This is a genomic window from Burkholderia sp. GW821-FHT14F03, from assembly GCF_058803765.1.
Genome location: NZ_JBXAPG010000023.1, coordinates 38504 through 59792, shown reverse-complemented (window position 1 = coordinate 59792; position 21289 = coordinate 38504). Strand labels below are relative to the sequence as shown.

Sequence of the window (21289 nt, the reverse complement as noted above, 5' to 3'; positions counted from 1 at the left end):
CGCCTCGCGAACGGCGGCTCAGCCGCCATTCACGGAGGCCGGCGCCGACGCCGGCGCCGGGGCGTCCGGCGCGGGCGTGGGCGCGAGCGGCACGTCCCCGGCCGGCAGCGCGCCGCCCGTGTCGGGCGGCGCGACGGGCGCGAACGGTTGCGACGCCGGCACGGAAACGCCGGACGCGGCGACCGCCGACGCCGCCCAGGCCGCCGACGCGGCGGACGCAGCCTCCGACGCCGCCGGTGCGGCCGGTGCGCTGGCCTCCTCGACCGGCTCGGGGCGCGGCGCGCGCACGATCTTCGGCGGCGCCTTCTGCTCCGTCTTGCCGAACAGATACTGATACCAGTCGCGCAGCTTCTCGCGGAAGATCTCGAACGCGCTCGGCGGCACGTCGGTCGCGAAGCGCGCGCGCGCGTCGATCAGGCGTGCGCGGAACGCGCGCTGATAGAAATCGCCGACGATCGGCAGCGCGCTGCGCGCGCCCTGCCCCCAGTAGTCGCTGCCGAGCGTCACGCGGCCGTCGTCGAAGCCGACCCAGGCGCCCGCCACCAGCTGCGGCTGCATCAGGATGAACCAGCCGTCCGTGTTGTCCTGGGTGGTGCCGGTCTTGCCCGCGACGTCCGCGCGGATCCCGAAGCGCGAGCGGATGCTCGCGCCCGTGCCGCGATCGATCACGCCGCGCATCACGTCGAGCAGCGTGCGCGCGGCGCGGTCGTCGAGCGCGCGCTCGGCCGAGGCCGGATCGAACTCGGCCAGCACCTCGCCGTTGCGATCCTCGATGCGCGTCACCATGCGCGGCTCGACGTAGGCGCCGAAGTTCGCGATCGTCCCATACGCGGCCACCATTTCCTTCAGCGTCACCGGGCTCGTGCCCAGCGCGAGCGACGGCACCGGGTCCAGCGCGCTGTCGCGCACGCCCATCGCGCGCGCGAGCCGCGCGACCTTGGCCGGGCCGACCGTCTCCATCAGCTGCGCGGTGATGCGGTTGCGCGAATAGGCAAGCGCGTCGCGCAGCGTGACCGGACGGCCGCTCGGCGGCGATTCGTCGCTCGGCCGCCAGATCTCCCCGCCCTTGAGCGGAATCTCGACGGCCTGATCGGGAATGGTGTCGCCGGGCGACGCGCCCGACGCGAACGCCGCGCCATACACGAACGGCTTGAAGGTCGAACCCGGCTGACGCCGCGCCTGCTGCACGTGATCAAACGGCTCGGTCGTGAAGTCGCGGCTGCCGACCCACGCGCGGATCCAGCCGGTGCCCGGCTCGATCGCGATGAAGCCGGCCTGCACGTCGGCCTTCGCCTTGCACAGCGCGCGCGTGAACGCGCGGTCCGCGCCGAGCTTTTTCAGTGCGTCCGCATCGTTTTGCCCGGCGTCGCGCGCCGCGCGATAGTCGGACGTCTCGCGGATGAAGGTCTGGAACAGCGGATTGCGCGGCGCGCAGCCGCTGCCCGCGTTCCAGGCGCCGTTCGCGATCCCCTGCAGCTGGTTCGCGTGCTGCGTGAGCGCGGCATTCGCCATCGTCTGCAGGCGCGAGTCGATCGTCGTGCGCACGACGAGCCCGTCCGCGTAGATGTTGTAGTCGTTGCGGTCCGCCCAGGCGATCAGCCACTTGCGCAGCTGCTGCGCGAAGTGCGGCGCGGGGCCGGGCGGCTCGGTCTGGCGCTCGAAGTCGATGCGCAGCGGCTTCTTCTGCAGCGACGCATACGCGGCCGGCGACAGCTTGCCGTACTTCACCATCTGCGCGAGCACCGTATTGCGCCGCTGCAATGCGCGCTCCGGGTTCAGCACCGGGTTGTAGTAGCTGTTGCCCTTCAGCATCCCGACGAGGGTTGCGCTGTCGAGCACGTCGAGCTGGTCGGCCGACTTGTCGAAGTAGGTGCGCGCCGCCATCTCCACGCCGTAGGCGTTGTACAGGAACGGCACGGTGTTCAGGTAGGTTTCGAGGATCTGCGGCTTGCTGTAGACGGCCTCGATCTTGAACGCGGTGATCGCTTCCTTGAGCTTGCGCGTGAGGGTCGGCGCGCGGCCGATCTCGTCCGGGTACAGATTGCGCGCCAGTTGCTGGGTGATCGTCGAGCCGCCCTGGCGGCTGCCCGAGAAGGTGTGCAGCGCAGCGGACGCGGTGCGTCGCCAGTCGAGCCCGTGGTGTTCGTAGAAGCGATGATCCTCGGTCGCGATCAACGCATCGACCATGTGCGGCGAGATGTCCGCGAGCGCGACCCATTCGCGGTTCGCCGGCTTGAACTCGGCGAGCAGCTTGCCGTCGACGGACAGGATCCGGGCGGGCGCGTCGACGCGCGCCTTGCGGATGTCGCCGATGCCCGGCGTGAACGGGATCAGCAGCAGCACGTAGAGCGCGAACAGCGCGACGGGCGCAGCGCACGCGACGGCCACGCCGCGCCGGGTCGGATGGCGCACGCGCGCCCACAGCGCGGCGCGCGCGGAACGGATGACGGGCGCCGCACGGGCCACGATGGCGCGGACGACGGAACGAATGGCGGCGAATCCTTGCGCGCACCGGTCACGGAAAGACGACACGAGGCTCGGGAGTAAGGGTGGAAAGCCCGCATCGTATCAAAACGCGGGGGGTGGACCGGGAAGCGTAGGGCATGCGGCGGCCGCCGGTGCGGTGCGACGGGTTGGCGCGCCCGCTTGCGCAACGCGGGTTACGCCGCTGCCGCGCCTCGCTCCGCGCGCAATACCGAACGCTCCGCATGGCGGGCCGTGCGCGCCATCGATAAGATCGAGGCACCTTCACTCTCTCGCCCCGGCCCCCGTCATGTCCGCCACCGAACACTATCTGCAGGATTTCCACGCGCGCCGGCCGGGTGCGACCCGCCGCGCGTTCGCGCACCACCCGTGCCGGTCCGCTGGCGGCGAATACGCGTCGTCCTACGCCGTGCTCGCCGCGCTCGTGCCGCGCGATGCGGGCACGCCGACGGTGGTCGACGTCGCCTGCGGCGACGGGCCGCTGCTGCAACTGCTCGCCACCCGGAACGACACGCCGCCGCGCCTCGTCGGCGTCGATTTCAGCCGGGGCGAACTCGCCGCCGCGCGTGCCGTGCTGCCTGCGGAGGTCGACCTGCTCCACGCGCGCGCGCAACAGTTGCCGATCGAAAGCGGCACGGTCGACTACGTGCTGTCGCACATGGCGCTGATGCTGATGGACGATCTGGATACGGTGATGGCCGAGATCCGGCGCGTGCTGAAACCGGGCGACCTGTTCGCGACCGTGGTCGGGCGCAGCTTCCTGCTCGGCGAAGCGGGCGAGGTCCTGCTCGACGTGTTCCGGCCGATCGCGCGCGATGCGCTGTCGCCGCTGCGCTTCGGCGATGCGCGCACGTCCACGCCGGAGGGTTGGGCCGCCTGCGTCGGGCGCGGCTTCGATGCGCCGCATTGCGAAGATCTGGAGGTGAAATGGACGCCGACGCCGCAGGAATTGTGGGAGTCGATGCTCGAAACCTACGACGCCGACCGGCTGCCCGAGGCGGCGCGGCAGGCGTTTCGGGAGCGCCTGCTTGCGGCGCTCGCGCCGCTATGCGACGCGCAGGGGCGACTCGACACGGCGTGGGGGCTGCGCCTCGTGCGCGCGCGGGCTTGCTGAGGATTCGGCGGTGTGATGAACACAACGTGATGGGATGCCTATTCCTTGTGCGCTATTCTCGCGACCACTTCCCGTCGCGCATGGCCGCCTCCAGCATCCCGAGCGTCAGCGCCCGGCCGCCGAGCGCATCGCGCGCCGCCGCGCTGAACGGCGCTTTCAAGGCGGCCCACATAACATCGCGCCGGCGCATGCTCGCGGAAGGAACGTAATCCTCGACCGCGAAATCGCCGAGGTCCACATCGAAGCGCGCGGCCCAAGCGCGCATCACCGACGCGATCCTGGCCAGTTCCCAGTCCAGGTCGTGATACAGATCCATGTCGCGGGTCAGTTGCGCGTCCAGGCCGAACAAGGAAGGTGCACGCACCTCGCGAATGAATGCTTGCAGGTGGCTCCACGGGTCATCCATCACAAACGATCCTCTGGTTTCACGAGGCGATTGCATGTCGTCATGGTCCGATAGCCAATCGTCACCGCATCAGACGCCGTGATCACCCATCCGACACCTGGAATGGCGCGCCCGACAAACACACCAATGTGATTCGTATATTTCACTCGCAACAAAGCCACACTCTTCAGCGAAGTAAACGTCGGCAAAATCCGATGCTTGATTTCAAAAGGAAGCAGGGAGCGGGACAGCTTTGACGAGACTGATGTTCCTTTGACAGCGCCAGCAAACTTCCCTCGCGTCGGCACGAAACGAGCGCCTGCCAGGATCATTCCGACACCCACTATGTCACTCACGCCCAAGACCTCCATGGTCTCGTCTATCGCAACAAAAAAAGCCATTCGACAGGCGTCAGATTTTCATGATTTCCGTAATGGTACGTATTAGCCATGTGTCATTCAGCGCTCTCGGAGCGTTGAAAACGATCTTTGAAAACCGATCTTTGAAAACAACACGCAGCTTAATCCGCATTATCCACCGTCCATCTTAATACTGTTGATCTAGCCTACGCATAAACGGCATCCAAGGCCGCGCGTTCGAGAAGCGTTGAGCCACGCAAATTTTTCTTCTGCATACCGAACTTTCCTAAAGATCATCCTTTCGTCAATCTATCAGGTAGCTCCCGATCCCCTCCGCCCCCTCGCGAAGGCCCGCGCCGTCGCGCGAGCCCCCGCGTTCCCGCCTCAAGCCTTGGCCGGCTGGATCAGACTCCCGCACGTCCCCGCCTGCGGATCGCCGGCCGGCAGTTTCCCGCACACGCCCTCGAACTGCCGCACCACCGCCTTCACGGTCGACTCGTGCGCCCCGCCCTTGTTCCAGCGCACCAGCTGCGCCACCACCGTCGTCAACGCGCGGCGATTCGCGCCGTAGAACGCGTTGCGGGTCTGCGCGACCTGCGTGAGCAGGCTGTTCGCGATGCCCTGGATCCGCGCGGTATCGTCCGGCGCCAGCTCCACCGCGTTCGTGAAGTACTTCGCGCCCCAGCGCAGCCGCGTCGCCGGCCCGCTCGCCGCGTTGTACGCCTTCTCGTACCAGTCGAGCGCAGCCGTCTTGTCGCCGCGCGCCTTCGCGTTCGCGGCCAGCCCCGACATGAAGTAATACGGCGTCGCCGAGCGCGGCAGCTCCGCCTTCAGCAGCGCATCCGATGCATCGAGCAGGCCCGCGTCGGTCAGCGTGTCGGCGGCCGTGCTGATCACCGCCGCCCGCTCGTAGACGTTGGTGGTCGCCTTGTCCGCCGCCGCGACCTGCGTGCGCACCGTGTCGAGCAGCGGTTTCGCGAGCGGGCCCTTCGGCGTGTCGAGACGCGCCAGCGCGACGCGCCCGTCGAGCGCCGCGAGCCGGTCGATCGGCGACAGCGAACGGTCGCCGTTCAACCGCACGAGCGCCGCATCGTAGGCGCCGGCGAGACGCGCGCGCGCCGCCGCGTCCCTGCCCGCCAGATAGCCGACGAGATCGGCGGGCGCCGTGACCAGCACGTCGAAATTGCTGCGGCTCTGCGCCGCGTCGCGCAATACGTCCTGCAACGCGGCCAGGCCCGCCGCCTTGTCGATCTCGCCCTGTTGCGCGCCCGCGCCGCTGCTCCCCGCCGCCGCCACGACCGCCTTCAGTTCCAGCCGCAGCGCCTCGCCGTTCGCGTGATCGGCCTTCGCGCGCTGCGCGAGCGTCTGCAGTGTCTGCGCGACGCGCTCGTTCGGCACCGGCAGGTCGCCGTCGGTATCCCACGAGTAGTCGGCCAACATCCGCCATTCGTCCGGCGTCAGCTTCGCGCCGTCCTTGAGCGCGTTCGCGAGCGTCTGCCGCACCGGATGGGCCGCGTTCATGCCGAGCGACAGCGCCTGCATGTAGCGTTCGAGATCGACCTCGCCCGGCAGGCGCGTGATCTCGGTGCCGTCCGGACGGAACAGGATCATGGTCGGATAGCCGCGCACCTTGAAGCGTTCGCCGAGCTTCTGCGCGCTTTCGTTGTCACCGTCGAGGTAGACCGGCACGAAGAACGACGAGCGGTCCTTGAATGCCTGCTGGCTGAAGATGGTCGCCTTCACCTGGTTGCACGAGGGGCACCACACCGCGCCCCAGTACAGCAGCAGCGGCTTGTTGGTCCGCTTCGCCTGCGCGAACGCGGCATCCACGTCGCCCTGCTGCCAGGCGATGCCGGGCGGCAGGTGGACCGGCGCGGGCGGCGCGGGCGGCGTGTTGGCGGCCAGGCAGGCGCCCGCGACCGCAAACAACGCGGCCGCCGCAATGGTTCGAATCGTCGTGTTCATGGGTGTCCCTCGGAAGCGCCGACGCGTCGCCGGCCGCTGCGGCCCACGCGCGTCATGATCGATGAATGGGAATACGTATTAAATCAAATCGTCTGAAGTATAGATACGGTATCGCATAATCCAAGCGCGGGCGAGGCGGGGCAGCGCATCCGCCGCCCCGCCTCGCCCGCGCGTCGCGCACGGTTCGTCAGAACCGGTGACGGATGCCCACCACCGCGAGTTCCTGCGAATCCGTACCCGAATTCACGCCATACGAGCCGATCGACGCGGCCGCGTTGACCACCGTGCCGTTCGCGCCGAGCGTCCGGCCGCTGGCCTTCTGGTAGCCGAACAGCGCATACAGGTCGGTGCGCTTCGACAGCGAATAATCCGCGCCGAGGTTCACCTGGTTGTAGTGCGCGGACGTCTGGCCCGACAGCGCCGTGTAGTTGTAGCCGATCCCCGCGCGCACCGCCGGCGAGAACTGGTAGTCGAGGAACGCCGAGCCGCTGTTGAACTTCGCGGTCTGGGTGAACGCCGACAGCGAATCCGCGCCGTACTGCGTGTTCGAATACGCGACCCCGAAGGTGGCCGACCCCAGCACGTACTGGGCCGCCGCGCGCACGATCTGGATCGACTTCGCGCTCGAGAAGCCCTGGTTGATCACCGTGTTGAACAGCGTGTCCGAGCTGCTGTTCCAGCTGCGCACGCCGCTCGTGGCCGTATTGCCGCCGTTCGCGTAGAAGAAGCCCGCGCCGAGCGACAGCGGCCCGGTCGCGTAGCTCGCCGCGAAGCTGTAGGTGCGGCCGTTGCCCGCCGCGCCCGCCACGCCGCCGAAGCCGTACAGCGCCTCGACCTGGAAGCCCGCGTACAGCGGGCTCACGTACTTGATCGAATTGCTGACGCGCAGGCTGTTGTCGTAGTTGTCGAGATCGCCCGGCGTCGCGAACACGCCGCCGTAGTAGTTGTCCGCGGTGAGGCCCTGCACGAGATCGACGATCGGATCGTACTGGCGGCCGAGCGTCACGGTGCCCCAGGCGGTGCTCGACAGCCCGACCACCGACTTGCGGCCGAACTCGCGCTGCCCCTGGTTCGCCACCCCGGTGCCGATATTGAAGCCGTTCTCGAGCTGGAACAGCGCCGACAGCCCGCCGCCCAGATCCTCGCTGCCCTTCAGGCCCCAGCGGCTGCCCGACAGATTGCCGCTGCTGAACTTGACGAGCGACGACTGATTCTTGCCCGCGCCGTCCTGCGCGTTGTGCACGTAGGCAATGCCCGCGTCGACGATGCCGTACAGCGTGACGCTGCTCTGTGCGTGGGCGGCGGTGGCGACCAAGGCGCTGGCGGGCAGCGCGAGCAGGGCGAGGCGCGTGGTGTGCTTCATGAAATGGCTTCCTGTTGTTGATTGTTTCTCCAGACCGGCTGCCACGATACGGGGCCGCCGGCCGGCAGGAAACCAATTAATTCTGAGATGGTTATGAAGCGTCCGTTCCGTTGGGCGTCGGCGCGTCGGGCGGCGGAACGTTCGTGCGTTCGACGAAGCGCGGCGCCGCGCGCCACTGCGTCGCCTGCTCGAACGCATGGCCGAGCGCGAGCAGGCGCGCCTCGCTCCACGGCGCGCCGACGAACGACACGCCGACGGGCAGGCCGCGCACCAGCCCGGCCGGCACCGTCAGGTGCGGATAGCCGGCGACCGCGGCCGGCGTCGAGAAGCCGTCGCCCGCGGCGTCGCCGTTGATCAGGTCGATCAGCCAGGCGGTGCCGCCCGTGGGCGCGACGAGCGCGTCGAGGCGATGCGCGCGCAGCACCCGCGCGAGCCCCGCGTCGCGCGCGCGGCGGCAGGCGCGCAGCGCGCGCCGGTACGCGGGGCTGTCGAGGCCGCCCGCGGCCTGGGTCTGCAACAGCAGTTCCTGCGCGAAGTACGGCATTTCCTTCGCGCGCTGCGCGTAGTTGAATTCGATCACGTCCGCCACGTTGCGCACGGACGCGTGCGGCGCGAACTGCGCGAGCCACTGCGGCAGGCCATGACGGAACTCGTGCAGCAGCACGACCAGTTCGTCGCCCTGGTAGTCGGGCTTCGGCAGATCGACGGGATCGATCACGACCGCGCCGAGCCGCGACATCACCGCGATCGACTGCTCGATGCGGGCGTCGACTTCGTCATGGCCGGTGAAGTACGCGCGCGCGACGCCGATCCGCGCGCCGCGCAGCGCGTCGGGATGCAAGGCGCCGACGTAGTCGACGGGCGCGAACGCGGATGCGCCCGCGCGCCGCGCCGCCGGATCGCGCGCGTCGCGCCCGGCCAGCACCGACAGCAGCAGCGCCACGTCGGCGACCGTGCGCGCGATCGGCCCGGCCGTATCCTGGCTCGCCGAGATCGGGATGATGCCGTCGCGGCTCACGAGCCCGACGGTCGGCTTGAGCCCGACCACGCCGTTGATCGACGCGGGCGACACGATCGAGCCGTCGGTTTCCGTGCCCACCGCCATCGCGACGAACTGCGCGGCGACCGCCGCGGCCGAGCCGGAGCTGGAGCCGCTCGTCGTGCGGTCGAGCGCGTGCGGGTTCAGCGACAGTCCGCCGCGCCCGCTCCAGCCGCTCGTCGAGCGGGTCGAACGGAAGTTCGCCCACTCGCTCAGGTTGGTCTTGCCGGTGATCACCGCGCCCGCGCGCCGCAGGCGCTCGACCAGGAACGCGTCGCGCGTGGCCGACACGCCGTCGAGCGCGAGCGAGCCGGCCGTCGTCGCCATCCGGTCGCCGGTCGCGATGTTGTCCTTGAGCGCGACCGTGACGCCGTGCAGCGGCCCGCGCACCCGGCCCGCGTCGCGTTCCGCGTCGAGCGCGGCGGCGATCGACGCGGCGTCCGGATTGAGTTCGATGAAGCTGCTCAGGCGCGGGCCGCCGCGATCGAGCGTCTCGATCCGCTCCCGTTCGTGCTGCACGGCCCACGCGGCCCCGGACGCGCCCGGCCCCGGCGACAATTCGCTCGCGCGGCCCGGCAGCGGGCGCTCGGCCGCCGCGCGGGCCGAAGCGGCGCCCCATGCCGAACTCAATGCGCCCAGCGCGGCCAGGAAGCGGCGTCGTTCCATCCTTGTGTTCTCCAGTCGAGGGACTTCGGCAGGGCGCGCGCCGCGCGCCCGTCCATCAGGCATCAGGCATCAGGCGCCGCGCGCCTCGCGCAGCGCGGCCGCCTGCGCATCGTACATGTCGCGCAGGCCCGCATCCTCCCAGCCGGCCGCGATCGCCTCCGCCTGCTCGAACGCGCGCGCGCCCGCCTCGGGTTCGCCGAGCCCGTGGCGCGCGTGCGCGATCTCCACCAGCAGGAACGCGCGATCGATTTCCGCGTGACCGTCCTCGAGCAGCCCCGCGCCGCGCTCCGCCGCCGCGAGCGCATCCGTATGCCGGCCGAGCGCGCGGTGCGCACGCGCGCACAGGTAGTCGCCGCGCGCCGCGTTCAGCGGCGTACCGGCCCGCGCCCACAGCGCCCGGCTCGTTTCCGCGCCGCGCCGGATCGCGTCGCGCACCGTGGCGTGCGCGAACGGCGGGCCGCCGTCGGCATCGAGCAAGGCCGACACCGCGTTGTTGAAGCCGGACGCGAGCATCGTGTCGGCCGGCCCGGCGGGCGGCAGCGGATCGAGCTGGTCGAGCGCGGTCAGGAGGCTCGCCGCGCAGTGCTCGGCGCGGCCGCCGGGCAGCGCGTGCGCGGCCGTCGCGACCCGCACCGCCGCGCCCGCGAGCGCCGCCGACACGCCGTCGCGCTGCATCCGGTGTTCGAGGTAATGCGCCTGGGCCGGATCCCCGGCCAGCGACGCCGCGACCGCGCCGTTGCGCAGCACCGCGAGCGGCGGCGCGTCGTCCGTCAGCAGTTGGCGCTGGAAGCGCAGCGCGTCGTCCCAGCGCTTGAAATGCTCGCCGATCACATGATTCGCGAGCCAGCCCGCGCGCGCCTGGAAGCGCGTCTCGACGCCGTGTTCGAGCACGGCCCACAGCCGCGCTTCCGCCTCGGCGGGAGCGCTGTCGTGCAGCGCCATGATGGCGTTGATTTCCTGGTCCACATCCATTCGTCATGCTCCCCGACGGTGATGCGATAGGCCGCGACGGCCCGTTCGCGGCCGCGTCGCGCGGCCGCACCTGAACTGCGGGACGGACGACCCTCAGTCGCCCGCCGCCTGCCCGCCGCCCGCGCCGGCGGACACCTGTGTCTCGTCGTGCGCCGCGCCGCGCCGGCGGCGGCCGGCGCGCAGCGACGCCACCACATAGAACGCGATGGGCGCGAACACGAGCCCGAACACGGTGGCCGCGAGCACCCCGCCGAACGCGCCGGTGCCGATCGAGCGGCGGCTCTCCGCGCCGCCGCCCGTCGCGAGCACGAGCGGCACCACGCCCAGCAGGAACGCCATCGACGTCATCACGATCGGCCGGAAACGCCCCGCCGCCGCCTCGATCACCGCCTGCTGCAGCGCCATGCCGCGCGCATGCAGGTCGCGCGCGAACTGCACGATCAGGATGGCGTTCTTCGCGGACAGCCCGATCACCGTGATCATCCCCACCTTGAAGTAGATGTCGTTCGGCAGCCCACGCAGCAGCGCGGCCGCGATCGCGCCGATCACCCCGAGCGGCACGATCACGAGCACCGACAGCGGAATCGTCCAGCTCTCGTACAGCGCCGCGAGCGCCATGAACACCGCGAGCACCGACAGGCCGATCAGCAGCGGCGTCTGCTTCGCCGCGATGGTTTCCTCGCGCGCCGCATCCACCCAATCATAGGAGATTCCGGTCGGCAAGCCAGCCGCGAGCCGCTCCATCTCGGCCATCGCCGCGCCCGAGCTGTAGCCGTTCGCCGGCCGCCCGTTCAGGTCGAGCGACGGATAGCCGTTGTAGCGGTTCAGCGCGACGGGGCCGACGCTCCAGTGCGGCGTCGCGATCGCCGCGAGCGGCACCATGTCGCCGTTGCGGTTCGGCACCGTCATCGCCATCAGCTGCGCGTCGGTCATGCGCGTCGCCGCGTCGGCCTCGATGATCACGCGCCGCATCCGCCCCTTGGTCGGGAAGTCGTCCACGTAGTTCGAGCCGAAGGTGCCGCCCAGCAGCGCCGCGATCTTGTCGAACGACACACCGAGCGCATAGGCCTTCTCGCGGTCGATTTCGAGCATCACGCGCGGCGCGTCCGGCAGATCCTCGAAGTGCACGGACGCGAGCGCCGGGTCGGCCCGCGCACGATCGGCGAGCCGCGCGCGCGCGTCCTTCAGCGCGGCGATGCCGAGCCCGCCGCGGTCTTCCAGCCGGAACGTGAAGCCGTCCGAGTGGCCGATGCCCGGCACCGACGGCGGCAGCGACGCCTCGACCTGCCCTTCGAGGATCGACGCGAAGCGCTCGTTGAGGCGATCGCGCAGCGTGACCGCGTCGACGCTGCGCGTGCTCCAGTCCTTCAGCTCGACGAACGCCATGCCGACGTTCTGCCCGCTGCCGGCGAAGCTCCAGCCGATCACCGTGGTCACGTTGGCGATGCCCGGCTGCGCGTGCAGCAGGGTCTCGACCCGCTGCATCACGGCCATCGTGCGGTCCTGCGTCGCGCCGGCCGGCAACTGCACCATCACCTGCAGCTGGCCCTGGTCCTCGGTCGGCAGGAAGCCGCCCGGCAGCGCCCAGTACATGATCGCGCCCACGCCGAGCAGGGCCGCGTAGATGCCGAGCACCGGCCCGACGCGCCGCACCGTGCGCGTGGTGAGCCGCCGATAGCCGTCGGACGCGCGCGTGAAGCCGTTCGCGAACCATTCCGCCCAGCGCGCGCCGAACTCCCGCCGGCCCGCGCGCGGCGCGTGCGCGTCGGCCATCGGCTTGAGCAGGTTCGCGCACAGCGCGGGAGTGAGCGACAGCGCCATGAACGACGACACCAGCATCGACGCGATCATCGCCACCGAGAACTGCCGGTAGATGCCGCCGACCCCGCCCGGGAAGAACGCCATCGGCACGAACACCGCGGTCAGCACCGCGGTCACGCCGACGATCGCGCCGCCGATGCGCTTCATCGCGCGCCGGGTCGCCTCGCGCGGCGGCAGGCCTTCATCCTCCATCACGCGGTGCACGGCCTCGACCACCACGATCGCGTCGTCGACCAGGATCCCGATCGCGAGCACGAGGCCGAACATCGTGAACACGTTGATCGACAGCCCGAACATCCACATCGCGACGAACGCGCCCATCAGCGTGACCGGGATCACGACGGTCGGCACGAGCGTGTAGCGCAGGTCGCGCAGGAACAGCCACATCACGCAGAACACCAGCACGACCGCCTCGCACAGCGTCAGCACGACCTCCTCGATCGCGATCTTGACGAAGTGCGCGCCGTCGAACGGAATCTCGACCGCGACGCCGGACGGCAGCGTCTTCGACAGCTCCGCGAGCCGCGCGCGGATCGCATTCGAGGTTTCGAGCGCGTTGCCGCGCGGCCCGAGCTGGATCCCGACGGTCGCGGCCGGCTTGCCGTTCAGGCGCGACCAGAACGTATAGTCGTCGCGGCCCAGCTCCACGCGCGCGACGTCGCGCAGCCGCACCGACGCGCCGTCGGGCTTCGACTTCAGGACGATCGAGCCGAACTCCTCGGGCGACACCAACTGGCCCTTCACGATCACCGACGCGGTCAGTTGCTGGCCGCCGACGGTCGGGGCATCGCCGAGCGCGCCCGCCGTGACGGCCGCGTTCTGCGCGGAGACCGCGTTGATCACGTCGTCGGCGCCGAGGTTGTACTGGCGCAGCTTGACGGGATCGAGCCAGATCCGCAGCGCCTGGTCGGCGTCCCACAGCTGCGCGGCGCCGACGCCGGGCGCGCGCTTCAATTCGCGCAGCACGTAGCGGCTCAGGTAGTCGCTCAGCTGCACCGAATCGCGCGTGCCGTCGGTCGAGCGCAGCGCGACCAGCATCAGGAAGGTGTTGGCGGCCTTGAACACGCCGATGCCCTGCTGCACCACCTGCTGCGGCAGCCGCGACTCGATCTGCTTGAGGCGGTTCTGCACGTCGACGAGCGCGATGTCGGGATTGGTGCCCGGCGCGAAGGTCACGTCGATCTCCAGCTCGCCGTGGCCGCCGCTGCCCGTCGTGTAGTAGAGCATCCCGTCCGCGCCGTCGAGGCTTTCCTCGATGATGCTGGCGACGTCGGAATCGATCGTCTCGGTCGACGCGCCCGGATAGTTGGCGTTGATGATCACGCGCGGCGGCGCGAGGCGCGGATACTGCGCGATCGGCAGCTGCGGGATCGCGAGCATGCCGGCGAGCACGATCGCGAGCGCGACGATCCAGGCGAACACCGGCCGGTCGATGAAGAAGGAAGGCATGGGCGGCTCCGCTCAGGCGCGCGCGAGCGCGGGGGCGTCGACGAAGCGCGCCATGTGCAGCACGTCCGCCAGCTCGCCGTCGCGCACCGCGTAGGCGCGCGAGCGGCCTTCCTCGACGAAGCCGAAGCGGCGATACAGCGCGATCGCGCGCGCGTTGGCGACGAACACCGTCAATTCAAGCCGGCGCAGGCCGAGCACGTGGTCGGCGTGGGCGACGAGCGCCGCCAGCAGCGCCGCGCCGACGCCGCGCCCCGCGTAGGCGTCGTGCACGCCGAGGCCGAGCGGCGCGCTGTGCGAGCGGCGCGGCGGCGCGACGTCGAAGCCGCCATGACCGACCACCCGCCCGCCGACGAGCGCGCACAGCTCGACGCCCTCCGCGCGCCGCGCGCTCAGCCGCGCGAGCCAGGCGTCGACCGCCTCGCGGCCGCGAAACGGCAGCGCGAGCGTCTCGCGCAGCACGCCCGGTTGATTGCGGATCTCCGCGATCGCCGCCGCGTCGCCCGCCTCGAGCGCGCGGATCGTCACGTCGCCGGGCAAGGCCGGGACGCCAGCATCATGTGTCATGTGTCGTGTGTTCCGCCGCGACGGGCATCGGCGCGCGCAGGCGCGCCATCAGACAACCGTCGACCAGTCCCTCGTCGCGCAGCGCGAAACCGCGCTGGCGCACCTCCATCTCGAAGCCGGCCGAGCACAACAGCGCGCTCGCCGCTTCGTTGTCTGCATACAGTGTGGCTTCGAGCCGCCGCAGGCCGAGCCAGCGATCGGCGAGATCGAGCATCGCCAGCAGCAGCGCGCGGCCGATGCCCCGCCGCTGCCAGTCGTCGTGCACGACGAGCGAAAGCGACGCGACGTGCGCGCGCCGATAGCGCCCCGGCGTCAGCTCCGCCCAGCCGACCAGCGTGTCGCCGACCCACGCGGCCAGCAAGTGCCGGCTCAGCACCGCCACTTCGAGCCACGCGCGGCGCGCGTCAAGCGTCAGGTGCGGCGCGCGCGGTTCCCAGTACGCCAGCGCGGGCCGCTGCGCGAGCGCATGCAGCGCCGCCGCGTCGTCGAGCGACAGCGGCCGCAGCGCCAGCCCGGCGAACGGCGCGGCGGCGGCGGCGCGGTCGACGCTCATCCGGCTGCCTCTCTACAAGGTCAGCTCAAAACCACGCGCAAGCAGGCCCGGCAGGCACAGCCCGCCCGTCGCGCGTTCGCCCCAGGTGTTTTCGTCCAGCAACAGCTCGGGCTTCTCGCCCAACTGCTCCAGTTCCTCGCCGAACAGCCGGTACAGGCTGTCGTCGAAACGCATGGCGTCGATGGGCGCGACGATCCGGCCGTGCTCGACCCAGAACGTCGCGAAGCGCGTCATGCCGGTCAGCCGGCAGTTCATCCGGTCCGAGAAATTCACGTACCAGAGATTGCCGATGTACAGCCCGGTGTCGAGCGTCGCGAGCACGTCGGCGTCCGCGAGCGCGCCGCCCGCCATCGTGAGCGACACCGGCGCCTCGGGCTCCTCCGCGCCGTTCGGGGTCAGCCCGTGCTCGCGCGCGGTACGCGCGCTCGTGAGCCGGCCCACGCTGCGCCCGCCCGCGACGAGCGGCACGTTGTCGCGCACGTAGCCGTCGGCGTTGAACGCCGGGGCGATGCCGAGCGTCAGGTCCTCGGTGAAGGCGATGCGCGGATCGAATGCGGCGTCGCCGGCATGCAGCCGGTGCAGCGGGCTGCGCGCGCTCGCGTGCGTGCGCGCCGAAAACCCGTCCTCGGCCATCACGTCCACCAGCTGTTCGAGCGCGGTCGGTTCGAAATAGGTGCGATAGCGGCCCGGCGCGAGCGTCTTCGGCGCGAGCCGCAAGGTCGGCAGCCGCGCCGCGGCCGCCTCGACCCGGCGCGCGAATTCCGCGTCGCGCCAGTCGTCGCCCGTGTAGCGCGTGCGGATCGCGCGGCCGCTCGGGTCGTACAGCGACCAGCTGAAATCGAAATTGGTGACCGCGTACCAGCCGCGGCTGCCGCGCGTCGACGCAAAACCGCGCGACAAGGTGCCGCCCGCGTAGAAGCCGACGAAGTCGAGCCCCCGCGCGCACTCGGCCACCGTGCGCGCGAGCGCGGCCGCCTCGGGCAGTCGGCCGTCGCGGCGGGTTTCGCGTTGCCAGGACGTCGTGTCGAACAGCAGGTGCGGATCGTCGGGCGCGTCGCGCAGGCTGTCGCGCAGCGTGGTCAGCGCGTCCGCGAGTGCGGCGCGATCGGCATCCGCATCGCCGCAGATGGTCAGCGACAGCGACGCCTGCCGCGCGCCGTCGATCAGGCGCACGCCCAGCTTGCCCTGCACGACCTGACCGGTCTGGCGGATGCGCCCGCCGTTGAAGCGGACGAAGTCCGATTGCTCGGCCGCGAGCGTGAGCAGCACGGTCTCGTCGCCGCGCGCCACGCGTGCCGCGTCGTCCGCGAGCCGGCCGAAATGCGCGTGCCAGCCAATGCCGCCCGCCGCGCCGTCGAGGTCGATGACGCTCATCACGCGCCTCCGAACACGTCGACGTCGGCGAACACGCATGCGGGCGACGCATGGCCGACGCGGATCACCTGCGTGGGCTCGCCCTTGCCGCAGTACGGCGTGCCGTACACGCCGCGGGTCGACGCATCGCCGACCGCGCGCAGGCTGCGCCAGAAGCTCGCGGAAATGCCGCGGTAGTTCGGCTGCTTGACCACCTGTGTCAGGCGGCCGTTCTCGATCAGTTGACCGAATTCACAGCCGAACTGGAATTTGTTGCGATGGTCGTCGATCGACCACGAATTATTGGTGCGCATCAGGATGCCGTTCTCGATCCCCGCGATCAGTTGGTCGAGCGAATGCGTGCCGGGTTCGATGTTCAGGTTCGCCATCCGGTCGATCGGCGGCCGGTTCCAGTTCGAGGCGCGCGAATTCGCCACGCCCGCGAGCCCCGCGCGCTGCTGCGACAGCGCGCCGCCGAGCGGACGCTCCAGCACGCCGTCGCGGATCAGGTGCTGCCGGGTGGCCGCGCTGCCGTCGTCGTCGAAGGCGTACGACGCCGCCTCGCCCGGCACGCCCGGATCGAAGGTCACGTTCAGGAGCGCCGAGCCGTATTGATAATGACCGAACATCTCCGGCTTCACGAAGCTCCAGCCCGCGAAGTTGCGCTCGTCGCCGAGGATCCGGTCCAGCTCCAGCGGATGACCGATCGACTCGTGGATCTGCAGCATCATCTGGTCCGGCATCAGCAGCAGGTCGCGCTTGCCCGACGGACAATTCGGCGCGGCGAGCAGCCGCAGCGCCTCGTCGGCGATGCGCGCGCCCGCGCCGTCGAACTGGTGGCGCGCGAGCACGTCGAGCCCACCCTGCGTGAGCGTGCCGTACGCGCCGAGCGTGCGGATCTGGGTGTCGCCGTCCGCATGCGCGGTGGCGCTCAGCTGCGGCATCAGGAAGCGGAAGCGCTGCGCGATCCGCACCCCGTCGCTCGTCAGGTACAGCTGGTCCGCATGCGCGACCTGCACGCTCGCCGTGCGCTCGACGATGCGCGCGTCGACGGCCGCCGCCGCGCATTCGTGCGCAAGCCGCTCGATCCATTCGCGACGGGTCGGCAAGGCTTCGTCGAGATCCGGCGAAGCGTAGTGGCCACTCACCTCAGGACGTGCGATCGCACGATGATCGATCAGCGACAGCGCGGCGCTCGCCTTCGCGCGCGCGGTCGCGACGTCGAGCGCGGCCTGCAGGCCGGCGGGCGACAGGTTCACGGTGGCCGCGTAGCCGGCGCCCGCGCCGGCCCAGGCGATCAGCATCGCGCCGCGATCGCGCACGCTCGACAGCGGCAGCGCGACGTCGTTGCGCACCGCGTGTTCGTCGATCTGCTCGTCCACGATGCGCAGCGACCAGAAATCGGCCTCGCTGCGCAACCCGCGGGCCGCGTCGGCCCACCGCTCATCGATCATCGGCTCTTCTCGGGCAGCGCGCCGTCCGGCGCCATCATCGACGACGCCAGCAGCGACTGAGTATAGGGATGCGACGGCGCATGCAGCACATCGAGCGTGTCACCCTGCTCGACTACACGCCCCGCTTTCATCACGATCACCCGGTGCGCCATGGCGCGCATGACCGCGAGATCGTGGGTAATGAACAAGTAGCTGAGTTTGTACTTTTTCTGGAGATTCGTCAGCAGGTTCAACACCTGTTTTTGTATAGAAACGTCGAGCGCGCTGGTCGGCTCGTCGAGCACCAGCAGCTCGGGTTCGACCGCCAGCGCACGCGCGATCGCGATGCGCTGGCGCTGGCCGCCCGAGAACTCGTGCGGATAGCGCAGCATCGATTCGGCCGGCATCCCGACTTCCTCCAGCAGCCCGGCGATCCGCGCGCGCCGCGCGGGCCCGGCGATCTCCGGCCGATGCACGGCCAGCCCCTCGCCGATGATCTGCTCGATCGTCATGCGCGGCGACAGCGAACCGAAAGGATCCTGGAACACCACCTGCATGCGCGCATACAGCTTGCGGCGTTCGTCGGTCGAACGCAGCGATGCGAGCGGCAGCCCGCCGATCTCGATGCTGCCGGACGCCGGGCGCTGCAGCCCGAGCACCGCCGACGCCAGCGTCGACTTGCCGGAGCCCGACTCGCCGACGATCCCGAGCGTCTCGCCGCGCCGCAGGCTCAGCGCGACCTCGTGCACCGCGCGGAACGCCGTGCGGCCGAACAGCGAGCGCAGGCCCTTCGCCGGCACCCGGTAGTCGATCGCGAGATCCTTCACGTCGACGATCTTGCCCGCGTCGGCCGCCACCGGTTCGATCGCGCGCTGCGGCTCGCTGTCGAGCAGCCGCTGGGTGTACGGGTGCTGCGGATTGCCGAACAGCGCGTCGGTCGTGTTGGTCTCGACCAGCACGCCCTTCTCCATGACCGCGACCCGCTGCGCGAAGCGCCGCACCAGGTTCAGGTCGTGCGTGATCAGCAGCACGGCCATGCCGCGCTCGGCCGCCTCCTGCTCCTGCAGTTCGATCAGCAGGTCGACGATCTGCTGGCGCACCGTCACGTCGAGCGCGGTGGTCGGCTCGTCCGCGAGCAGGAGACGCGGCCGGCACGCGAGCGCCATCGCGATCATCGCGCGCTGCCGCTGGCCGCCCGAGAGCTGGTGCGGGAAGCTGTCGATGCGCCGCTCCGGCTCGGGAATCCCGGTCCGGCGCAGCAGCTCGATGCCGCGCTCGCGCGCGGCGCCCGGGCGCAGGCCCTCGTGCAGCCGCAGGCTTTCCGCGATCTGCTTGCCGATGGTGTACAGCGGGTTGAGCGCCGTCATCGGCTCCTGGAACACCATCGCGATGTCCTTGCCGCGAATCCCGCGCATCTGCTGCTCGGTCTTCTTGAGGAGATCCTCGCCGTTGAACAGCATGCGGCCCGACAGCTGCGCCTGGGCGACGAGCCGCAGGATCGACAGCGCGGTCACGCTCTTGCCCGAGCCCGATTCGCCCACCAGCGCGACGCGTTCGCCGCGCGCGACCGACAGGCTCAGTTCCTGCACGGCGACTTTCTCGCCGAATCGCACCGAGAAGCGGTCGATTTCCAACAACGGTGCCGCCATCACTTGCCTCCGCCGAATGCCGAGCCGCGCGAGCGGGTGTCGAGCGCGTTGCGCAGCGCATCGCCCATGAAGGTCAGCAGCAGCAGCGTGATCACCAGCGCCGAGAATGCCGACACCGAGATCCACCACGCGTCGAGATTGTTCTTGCCCTCCTGTAAAAGCTCACCGAGGCTCGGGGTCGGCGGCGGCACGCCGAGGCCGAGGAAATCGAGGCTCGTCAGCGACAGGATCGCCGCGCTCATGCGGAACGGCAGGAAGGTGATCACGGGCGTCAGGCTGTTCGGCAGCACGTGGCGCCACATGATCTGCCAGTTCGACAGCCCCATGGTGCGCGCGGCCTTCACGTAGTCGAGCGAGCGGTTGCGCAGGAACTCGGCGCGCACGTAGTCGGACAGCACGAGCCAGCCGAACATCGACAGCAGGATGAACAGCAGCCACAGCGACGGATCGAAGATCGAGGCGAAGATGATCAGCAGGTACAGGTCCGGCATCGCGCTCCAGATCTCGATCAGGCGCTGGCCGATCAGGTCGGTGCGGCCGCCGTAGAAGCCCTGCACCGCGCCCGACAGCACGCCGAGCAGCACGCCCGACACGGTCAGCGCGAGCGACATCAGCACCGACAGCCGGAAGCCGTACAGCAGGCGCGCGAGCACGTCGCGGCCGAACTGGTCGGTGCCGAGCCAGTTGCTCGACGTCGGCGGCGCCGGATACGGATGCGACGCGAAATAGTCGATCGTGTCGTAGTGGTAGCGGCTCAGCGGATAGATCGCGAAGTTGCCGTTCGCCTCGAGCTTCGACTTGATGTACGGATCGAGGTAGTTGGTCTTCGCCGGGAAATCGCCGCCGAACAGCGTCTCCGGGTACTCCTTCACGATCGGGAAGTAGTAGTGCCCTTCGTAGCGCACCATGAGCGGCCGGTCGTTCGACAGCACCTCGGCGAACAGGCTGACCACGAACAGCGTCGCGAAGATCACGAGGCTCCAGTAGCCGAGCGGCTGGCTGCGAAAACGCAGCCAGGTGCGCCGCCAGGGCGACACGGACGCGGCGCAGGCCACGTTCGCCGGATCAGTGGTCCAGGCGGTTGAATTGGATGCGGGGGTCGACGAGGACATAGCAGACGTCAGCGATGAGTTTGGTAACGAGGCCGATCAGCGTGAACAGGAACAGCGAGCCGAGCACCACGGGGTAATCGCGGCGGATCACCGAGTCGTACGACAGCTGGCCCATCCCGTTCAGCGAGAACAGCGTTTCGATCAGCAGGTTGCCGTTCAGGAACGCGGCGACGAAGGCGGCGGGCAGCCCGGTCAGGAGCGGAATCGCCGCGTTGCGCAGCACGTGCTTCCACAGCACGTCGCGCTCGGGCGCGCCCTTGGCGCGGGCCGTCAGCACGTACTGGCGGCCAATCTCCTCGAGGAAAGTGTTCTTGGTCAGGATCGTGACGATCGCGAAGTTGCCGACCACCGATGCGGTGACGGGCAGCGCGATGTGCCACAGGTAATCGAGCGCCTTGCCGACGGTCGACAGGGAATCGAAGTTGTCGGAGGTGAGCCCGCGCATCGGGAACACCTGCCAGAAGGTGCCGCCGCCGAACAGCATCAGCAGCAGCACGCCGAGCACGAAGCCGGGAATCGCGTAGCCGCCGAGCACCAGCACGCTCGTCACCGTGTCGAAGCGCGAACCGTTGCGCACCGCCTTGGCGATCCCCAGCGGCACCGAGACGAGGTAGGTGAGCAGCACCGTCCACAGCCCGAGCGTGATCGACACGGGCAGGCGCGAACGGATCACGTTCCACACGCTGTCGTGCGCGAAATACGACTGGCCGAGATCGAAGGTCGCGTAGCTCTTCACCATCATCAGATAGCGCGTGAGCGGCGGCTTGTCGAAGCCGAACTGTTTCTTGATCTGCTCGATCTGCTGCGGATCGACGCCCTGGCTGCCGTGATAGCCGCCCCCGCCGCCGCCCGTCTCGCCGCCGCGCGCCGCGCCGTGGCGCAGCTGGTTCATCACCTGCTCGACCGGACCGCCCGGCACGAACTGCGTGACGACGAAGGTGATGGTGATCACCCCGATCAGCGTCGGGATCATCAGCAGCAGGCGCCTCAAGATATATGCAAGCATGG

At 69.9% G+C, this 21289-nt stretch carries 15 protein-coding genes and 1 pseudogene; 1 reads left to right on the top strand and 15 read right to left on the bottom strand.

Annotated features, from left to right (window positions below; translation table 11 throughout):
• Positions 1–18 precede the first annotated feature (18 nt).
• A complete protein-coding gene (locus AC1RQF_RS17330; RefSeq protein ID WP_273997239.1) occupies positions 19–2466 on the bottom strand; it encodes a penicillin-binding protein 1A in 2448 nt (815 codons plus the stop codon).
• Positions 2467–2773: 307 nt separating this feature from the next.
• Here AC1RQF_RS17330 and AC1RQF_RS17325 point away from each other — a divergent pair, with 307 nt between their 5' ends.
• Entirely contained in the window at positions 2774–3598 is an 825-nt protein-coding gene (locus AC1RQF_RS17325; RefSeq protein WP_492872583.1) for a class I SAM-dependent methyltransferase, read from the top strand.
• A 52-nt stretch (positions 3599–3650) separates the two neighbouring features.
• Here AC1RQF_RS17325 and AC1RQF_RS17320 read toward each other — a convergent pair whose 3' ends face one another.
• The 14 genes and pseudogenes from AC1RQF_RS17320 to AC1RQF_RS17255 all read right to left on the bottom strand — a co-directional run bounded on the left by AC1RQF_RS17320 (position 3651) and on the right by AC1RQF_RS17255 (position 21287).
• Positions 3651–4004 carry a DUF1493 family protein gene (locus tag AC1RQF_RS17320; protein ID WP_492872582.1) on the bottom strand — a complete coding sequence of 118 codons (354 nt, stop codon included), beginning with the start codon at positions 4002–4004 and terminating at the stop codon, positions 3651–3653.
• Positions 4004–4434, bottom strand: a pseudogene (locus AC1RQF_RS17315) (STM2901 family protein). The gene AC1RQF_RS17320 and the pseudogene AC1RQF_RS17315 overlap by 1 nt, the downstream one beginning before the upstream one ends.
• Before the next feature lie 292 nt (positions 4435–4726).
• On the bottom strand, positions 4727–6307 hold the full coding sequence (locus tag AC1RQF_RS17310; protein WP_492872581.1) for a thioredoxin family protein: 1581 nt from the start codon (positions 6305–6307) through the stop codon (positions 4727–4729).
• A gap of 187 nt (positions 6308–6494) precedes the next feature.
• A complete protein-coding gene (locus AC1RQF_RS17305; protein ID WP_273997234.1) occupies positions 6495–7670 on the bottom strand; it encodes a porin in 1176 nt (391 codons plus the stop codon).
• Between the two features lie 91 nt (positions 7671–7761).
• Positions 7762–9375, bottom strand: coding sequence for an amidase (locus AC1RQF_RS17300; protein ID WP_492872580.1), 1614 nt, complete (start codon positions 9373–9375; stop codon positions 7762–7764).
• A 69-nt stretch (positions 9376–9444) separates the two neighbouring features.
• The gene (locus AC1RQF_RS17295) at positions 9445–10347 is read right to left on the bottom strand and encodes a hypothetical protein (protein ID WP_273997232.1); all 903 of its coding nucleotides are present in this window, start codon (positions 10345–10347) and stop codon (positions 9445–9447) included.
• Positions 10348–10440: 93 nt separating this feature from the next.
• Positions 10441–13617, bottom strand: coding sequence for a multidrug efflux RND transporter permease subunit (locus tag AC1RQF_RS17290; RefSeq protein WP_492872579.1), 3177 nt, complete (start codon positions 13615–13617; stop codon positions 10441–10443).
• A gap of 12 nt (positions 13618–13629) precedes the next feature.
• Positions 13630–14181 (bottom strand): GNAT family N-acetyltransferase, encoded by a 552-nt coding sequence (locus AC1RQF_RS17285; protein WP_273997230.1) that lies wholly within the window; start codon positions 14179–14181, stop codon positions 13630–13632.
• Positions 14171–14734, bottom strand: a complete 564-nt coding sequence (locus AC1RQF_RS17280; RefSeq protein ID WP_492872578.1) for a GNAT family N-acetyltransferase — start codon at positions 14732–14734, stop codon at positions 14171–14173. Before AC1RQF_RS17280 ends, AC1RQF_RS17285 begins: the two co-directional genes overlap by 11 nt.
• Positions 14735–14746: 12 nt before the next feature.
• On the bottom strand, positions 14747–16108 hold the full coding sequence (locus AC1RQF_RS17275; RefSeq protein ID WP_273997228.1) for a metallopeptidase TldD-related protein: 1362 nt from the start codon (positions 16106–16108) through the stop codon (positions 14747–14749).
• Positions 16108–17541: a TldD/PmbA family protein gene (locus tag AC1RQF_RS17270; RefSeq protein ID WP_492872577.1), complete on the bottom strand. Its 1434-nt coding sequence runs from the start codon at positions 17539–17541 to the stop codon at positions 16108–16110. Before AC1RQF_RS17270 ends, AC1RQF_RS17275 begins: the two co-directional genes overlap by 1 nt.
• A complete protein-coding gene (locus tag AC1RQF_RS17265) occupies positions 17538–19169 on the bottom strand; it encodes an ABC transporter ATP-binding protein (RefSeq protein WP_273997226.1) in 1632 nt (543 codons plus the stop codon). Before AC1RQF_RS17265 ends, AC1RQF_RS17270 begins: the two co-directional genes overlap by 4 nt.
• Positions 19169–20281, bottom strand: a complete 1113-nt coding sequence (locus tag AC1RQF_RS17260) for an ABC transporter permease (protein WP_273997225.1) — start codon at positions 20279–20281, stop codon at positions 19169–19171. The genes AC1RQF_RS17265 and AC1RQF_RS17260 overlap by 1 nt, the downstream gene beginning before the upstream one ends.
• Positions 20235–21287 (bottom strand): microcin C ABC transporter permease YejB, encoded by a 1053-nt coding sequence (locus AC1RQF_RS17255; RefSeq protein WP_273997224.1) that lies wholly within the window; start codon positions 21285–21287, stop codon positions 20235–20237. Before AC1RQF_RS17255 ends, AC1RQF_RS17260 begins: the two co-directional genes overlap by 47 nt.
• Positions 21288–21289 lie beyond the last annotated feature (2 nt).